General features: G+C 68.3%; 4 protein-coding genes. 1 reads left to right on the top strand and 3 read right to left on the bottom strand.

Going from position 1 to position 6134, the window contains the following annotated elements; translation table 11 throughout:
- Positions 1-61: 61 nt before the first annotated feature.
- Together U5771_RS06065 and U5771_RS06060 are read right to left on the bottom strand one after the other, a co-directional pair.
- A complete protein-coding gene (locus tag U5771_RS06065) occupies positions 62-1276 on the bottom strand; it encodes a porin (protein WP_322023142.1) in 1215 nt (404 codons plus the stop codon).
- 506 nt (positions 1277-1782) lie between these two features.
- Positions 1783-2847 carry a phytoene/squalene synthase family protein gene (locus tag U5771_RS06060; RefSeq protein ID WP_322023141.1) on the bottom strand — a complete coding sequence of 355 codons (1065 nt, stop codon included), beginning with the start codon at positions 2845-2847 and terminating at the stop codon, positions 1783-1785.
- Between the two features lie 371 nt (positions 2848-3218).
- Here U5771_RS06060 and U5771_RS06055 point away from each other — a divergent pair, with 371 nt between their 5' ends.
- Positions 3219-4364, top strand: a complete 1146-nt coding sequence (locus tag U5771_RS06055) for a glycerophosphodiester phosphodiesterase (RefSeq protein ID WP_322023140.1) — start codon at positions 3219-3221, stop codon at positions 4362-4364.
- Between the two features lie 83 nt (positions 4365-4447).
- On the opposite strand, the gene U5771_RS06050 is transcribed toward U5771_RS06055, so the two are convergent.
- On the bottom strand, positions 4448-6073 hold the full coding sequence (locus U5771_RS06050; protein WP_322023139.1) for a rhodanese-related sulfurtransferase: 1626 nt from the start codon (positions 6071-6073) through the stop codon (positions 4448-4450).
- Positions 6074-6134 lie beyond the last annotated feature (61 nt).

Below are 6134 nucleotides of genomic sequence, written 5' to 3'. Positions count from 1 at the left end.
GGCCCGAAGGCCGGTTTTTTCGTACCGCATGCCGTGAGCGACGCTCGCGCGCCGCGCGACATCAGAAGCGGTGGATCAGGCCGACGCCGACGCCGATCTGGTTCTGCTTCGAACCTGCGCCCACGCCGTCGCCGATAGACGTCGTCGCTGCGATGATCGAGCCGCCGTTGAGCGTGTTGCCGCTCGCGTGCTGGTAAGCCTCGACTGCGTACAGGCCCGTGCGCTTCGACAGGCTGTAGTACTGCGACAGCGTGACCTGATGGTACTTGGCCGAGCTCGAGATGCCGTTCGACTCGGTCGCACGCGTGTACGCGTAGCCTGCCGCGAAGTCCCACTGCGGCGCTGCCTTCCAGTGCAGCACGGCGCCCGCCGTGTTGAAGATCGCCGTGTTGCGGAACGACGAGCCCACGCCCGGGATGTACTGAACGTTCGAGTACGACGCCGAAATGTCCCACGACGGCGTGAACTGGTAACCAGCCGTCACGGCGACGCGCTGTTGCGCCTGTGCCGACTTGTAGCCGTTGTTGATCGACGACACGGCCTGTTCCGCACCGTTGCCGCTCGTGTCCAGACCGTTCTGCGCGGTCGAGTTCGCGCCCCACACACCGCCGCCGAGCGTCGAGTTGTTGATGCGCTGGAAGCCGACTGCGATGCCTGCCGGGCCGTTCAGGTACTGGATCGCCGCGCTCCACGTCGAGCCGCGGTTCACGCTGCCTGCGACGCCGCCAAACGAGTACGAACCGCCGACCGTGAAGCCGTAGAACTTCGGCGACATGTAGACGAGCGAGTTGTTCGTGCGGTAGCTGGTATCCAGCGAGTCGATATCGCCCGGGTGCGCGCCGTAGTAGCCGGTCAGCCAGGTCGTCGGGCTGTACGGCGACAGCAGCGTGTAGTACGCGGTGTACTGGCGGCCGGCCGTCAGCGTACCGTACGTCGCGTTGGTCATACCGACCCATGCCTGACGCGTGAAGATGCCGTTCGTCCATTGCGACGAGCCGTTATTCGCGTTGAAGCCGGCTTCCAACTGGAAAATCGCCTTCGTGCCGCCGCCGAGGTCTTCGCTGCCCTTCAGGCCGAAGCGGCTGCCTGCCCAAATGCCGGTGGCCATCTGCACCTTCGAGTGACCACCCGTGGTCGCGCCGGTTGCCGACGAGTTGTTCTGGTAGGCGATAGCGTTATCGACGATACCGTACAGGGTCACGCTGCTCTGGGCGTGGGCGGCGGTAGCGGCTGCGAGACCCGCTGCCGTCATGGCGAAAGCGACGCGCTTTTTCATTGATTCTCCGTCCTCAAAGAATGATTTCTTTTCTGGTGTGGTTTTATGACTGACACATGTGCGAGTACATGCCGGTGCGATTCTGACGGATTACCAATCGTTTCCCAATATGCGCAGTCGGTCATCGTATGATCGACGCAACGCACGGGTTCACCAAACGGTTACATAACACCTGAAAACGCTTACGCGACGGGCCTTTCCGGCATTTCCCGGTGAAAACCCTAGCTTTACATTTTTACTGGTGCATCGAGACCGTCCAATGTCGTCAGACGCCTTCGGCAACAACCCTCTTACCAATGCGCGACCGCGGCTGACGCCGCGCCTCACGCCGCCGCGAAGGATCGCTGACGTTCATGACACCCACGTTTCGGAAAGCGAAATCGTGAAAACGTTTCAGTCGGGGTGCAGGAGATCGGACGGGAGCGGCCCGGCGAACGCGGGCCGAGGGGCGATGCCGGCGCCAGTCGCGTCACGCGCCGGCATCGTTCCGCGCGATTCAGCGCGACTCAGCGCGCGGACGGCTGCGCGATCCGCGCGTTGACCGCGTCGACGAGCGCGTTCGTGCGCGCACGGATCGCCGCGTTCGAGCCGACGAGCGCGAGCGACGCCGCCATGATCCGGTAGATCCGCTTGCGCGGCACCTTCGCCGGCCTCGCCGGATCGAGCCACGCATCGTGGCCGGCCAGCAGTTCGAGCGTTTCCAGGCCGATCATGATCGGCCACAGGCACGCGAGCCGCAGCCGCACGAAGCGGCGCGGAATCGCCAGCGTGTAGCGGCACGCGTCGCGATATTGATCGAGCGCCACGCGCAGCAGGTCGACCAGCACGCCGCGGGCACGCGCCGACGCGTCGGGCGACATCAGGTCGGCGACCCCCACGCGGTGCGCGGCCAGCACGTCGTCCGGCAGGTAGCAGCGGCCGATCCGCAGGTCCTTCGCACAGTCGCGCAGGATGTTGGTCATCTGCAGCGCCTTGCCGAAACGGATGCCCTTCTCGCGCATGTCCGCCGGATCCCAGCCGCGCGCGGCCCGCGTGTGCGCGCCGGTCATGTCGGTCCAGAACTCGCCGACGCAGCCGGCGACCAGATACGTGTAGCGATCGAGCAGGTCGCGGTTCGGCAGCGACGCGACCTGCCCCGACTGCTCGTCGGGGAACGTGCGCAGGTCGAACTCCATCCCCGACGTCAGCGTCGCGACGACCTTGCGGATCGATGCGCGATCGGCTGCCGGCTGCGCGCGCAGCAGCGCGAGCATCGGCGGCATCGAGCCGAGCAGCACGTGCTCGTGCGAATCCGTCTGCATCCGCGTCACGTCCTCGAGCGCGTGCGACAGCGCCGCGCCGTCGCCGAGCCGTTCGACCTCGTCGCGCATCTCGGTCAGCAACGCCGCGCGGCGATCGGGCGCGACGAGCGCCGTGTCGGCGATCGTGTCGGCCGCGCGTGCGAGCAGGTAGGCCAGGCCGACCGGGTCGCGCATGCCGTCGGGCAGCACGCGCAGCGTCAGGTAGAAGGAGCGGGAAACGTTCTTCAGCAGGTCGCCGAGCAGGTAGGCGGGATCGGTATGAGTCGTCATGGGTCGGTAAAAATCGGCCGGCGCGGGCCCCGGACGCACACGGGCGCCGGGCGCCCGCGCCGGCCCGCGAGTCGCCGCATCGTCGTGCCCGGACGGGCGCGGCCCGGCGCGGCGATGCAAAAGTCCCGCAAGTTTAGTGCATCCGGCGCGCCGGCTCCCGGCGACGGCCGGATCGCGGCACACGCACGGTTGCGCGTGCCGGGTGTTCCGCGCGTTTTACGCGACAACCAAAAAGAAAGGACAAAGTAATACATATGTAATTATCCGGTGCGACGATCGCGTCCCGTTCGATCCCGCGCGGCCCGGCACGACAGGCCGCGCCGCCGGACCGACCGCCCTTTCCCCGACTTCCGTTTCGAAGGTTCACCGACATGCTCTTCACGCGCCCGACCGCCCTGCGCTGCATCCCGTTCGCCTGTGCCGCCGCCCTCCTGCTTGCCGCCTGCGGCGGCGACGATGTCTCGGCGTCCGATCCCACCCGGCCGATCTCCGCGAAGGTCCAGGTGGTCGGCCATCGCGGCGCGAGCGCGCTGCGCCCCGAGCACACGCTCGCGTCGTATCGCAAGGCGATCGAGGACGGCGCGGACGTGATCGAACCCGACCTCGTCGCGACCCGCGACGGCGTGCTCGTCGCGCGCCACGAGAACGAGATCTCCGGCACGACGAACGTGTCGACGCTGCCGCAATTCGCGAGCCGCAAGGCGACCAGGACGATCGACGGCGCGCAGCTGACCGGCTGGTTCACCGAGGACTTCACGCTCGCCGAGCTGAAGACGCTGCGCGCCCGCGAGCGCATCCCGCAGGTCCGCCCGGCGAACACCGCGTACAACGACCAGTTCGAGATTCCGACCTTCGACGAGATCGTCGCGCTCGCGAAACAGATGTCCGCGCAGACCGGCCGCACGATCCACCTGTATCCGGAAACCAAGCACCCGACGTACTTCCAGTCGATCAACCTGCCGCTCGAGGACCGTCTCGTCGACGCGCTGCTGAAGGATCCGTACACGGCGCGCACGGCGACCGTCTACATCCAGTCGTTCGAGGTCGCGAACCTGAAGACGATCCGCAACCGGATCAAGTCGAGCCAGCCGAACTGGAAGCTCGTGCAGTTGATGGACGAAGCCGACCAGCGTCCGTACGACTTCGTGAAGGCGAACGACAAGCGCACCTATGGCGACCTGTCGACGCGCGACGGGATGCGCGAGATCGCGTCCTATGCGAACGGCGTCGGCCCGTACAAGACGTCGATCATCGCGGTCGCCGCGGACGGCACGCTGCAGCAGCCGACGCCGTACGTGCGCTACGCGCACGAGGCCGGCCTCGTCGTGCATCCGTACACGTTCCGTCCGGAGAACAACTTCCTGCCCGCCTCGCTGAAGGACGGCGGCACGCCGGCCACGCGCAACACCGCAGGCTCGGTGCGCGAGATCCAGGCCTACCTGCGCGCGGGCATCGACGGCTTCTTCACCGACGATCCGGCCGTCGGCCGCACGGCCGTCGATACCTTCAAGCGCTGAGCGCGCCGAAGGCGATGAGCCGCTGAACGCGCGGCAGCCGGGCGCGGCGCAGGTCGTGCCGCCCGCCGGTTGCCGCGCCGCGGTCAGATCACGCGGAAGTGGTGCGTGCCGTCGCGCTTGAGCTGGTCGACCAGCCCGTATTCCCAGTCGAGATAGGCCTGCATCGCGGCGGCCGCGTTGTCGGTGCCTTCGTACGGGCGCCGGTAGCGGTCGACGCGCGGCGACGCCAGGCGGGTCTCGCCGTGCTCGAGCGGCAGCCCCGCGTCGATCCATGCGGTCGTGCCGCCGGTCAGCACCGAGATCGCCGCGGAAGCCGGCAACCACGCACGCGCGTCGTCCGCTGCAAAGCGCGCGAGCAAGCTCGATCCGCACGTGAACACATAGCGCTTCGCCGGCGGAATCGCGGCCAGCGCGTCGCGCAACCGCGCACGCACGACGAACCACGCGCCCGGGATATGGCGCTTCACGTAGTTCGCGCTGGTCGTCACGTCGACGATCGCGATCTCGCCCGCTGCCGCGTCCTTCAGCCAGCCCGCGAGCGTCACGGGCGACACTTCGGTCACCTGCGGCGTCGCCGGCACGTCGCGCGGCGGCTGGCCGCGCCCGGTGAACGCCGCCGTGCCGGCCGGCTCGACCACGCGCACGTCCCAGCCCATCTGCGCAAGCCACGACGCGGTCATGTCCGCGCGCACGCCGTCGTCGTCGGCGAGCACGATCCGCGCGCCGCGCACGGCCGCGTGATGATCCGTCTCCTGCACGAGCTGGCCGCCCGGCGTGCCCAGGAAGCCCGGCAGATGGCCGGCCTCGTATTCCTCCGGCGTGCGCACGTCGAAGCGGTACAGCGTGCGGCCCGGTTCGTCGAGCGCGGCGACGTCCGCGAGCGCGATGCGCGGCACGCCGGCGCGCTCGGCTACCGCGCGCGCGGCGCGGCGCGCTTCCTCACGCTGCGCGGGTTCGACGTCGTCCGGAAACCGTCGCGCGGCGCCGTGCTCGAGCGTCTGGCCGGCGAGCGTCCAGCCGATCGTGCCGTTGCGCAGCGCCGCGACCGGGTTCGGCAGCCCCGCGTTGACGAGCGACTGCGTGCCGATGATGCTGCGCGTACGGCCCGCGCAGTTCACCACCACCTGCGTTTCCGGGTTCGGTGCGAGCGCGCGCACGCGCAGCACGAGTTCCGCACCCGGCACGCTCGTCGACGTCGGGATGTTCATCGTCTGGTATTCGTCGAAGCGGCGCGCGTCGACGATCACGACGTCGGCCTTCGCGTCGATCAGCGCCTGCACGTCCTGCGCGGACAGCGACGGCGTATGGCGCTCGGCCTCGACCCATTCGCCGAACGACTTGCTCGGCACATTCACGTCGATGAACAGTTCGCCGCCCGCGGCGAGCCAGCCCGCGAGGCCGCCGTCGAGCAGCCGCACGTCGGTATAGCCGAGCTGCGCGAGCGTCGCGGCCGCGCGCGGCGCGAGATCCTCGTCGCCGGCTTCGCCGAACACGACGATCGGCGTGTCGCGGCGCGGAATGCGTGTCCATGCGTCGAGTTCGAGTTTCGACAGCGGAAAGTTGGCGGCCCACAGCGGATGGCCCTGCGCGTAGGGATCCTCCTCGCGCACGTCGATCAGCGCGAGCTCGTCGCGGGCCAGCAGGCGCGCGCGTACGTCCTGGTACGACGCGACGGGGAAACGGGAAGTGGAATCAACGGTTTGCGTCACGATGTCTCTGTCGGATTCTGTTGAAGTCGGTGAAGAAGGCACACGGAAAACGGATGAATCT

This window comes from Burkholderia sp. BCC1977 (assembly GCF_905339595.1).
Taxonomy (GTDB): domain Bacteria; phylum Pseudomonadota; class Gammaproteobacteria; order Burkholderiales; family Burkholderiaceae; genus Burkholderia.
This window is presented reverse-complemented; position numbering and strand designations above follow the sequence as displayed.

Coding starts and splice junctions, on each gene's coding strand:
- U5771_RS06055 (WP_322023140.1), top strand. CDS start 3,219: ATGCTCTTCACGCGCCCGACCGCCCTGCGCTGCATCCCGTTCGCCTGT.
- U5771_RS06060 (WP_322023141.1), bottom strand. CDS start 2,847: ATGACGACTCATACCGATCCCGCCTACCTGCTCGGCGACCTGCTGAAG.
- U5771_RS06065 (WP_322023142.1), bottom strand. CDS start 1,276: ATGAAAAAGCGCGTCGCTTTCGCCATGACGGCAGCGGGTCTCGCAGCC.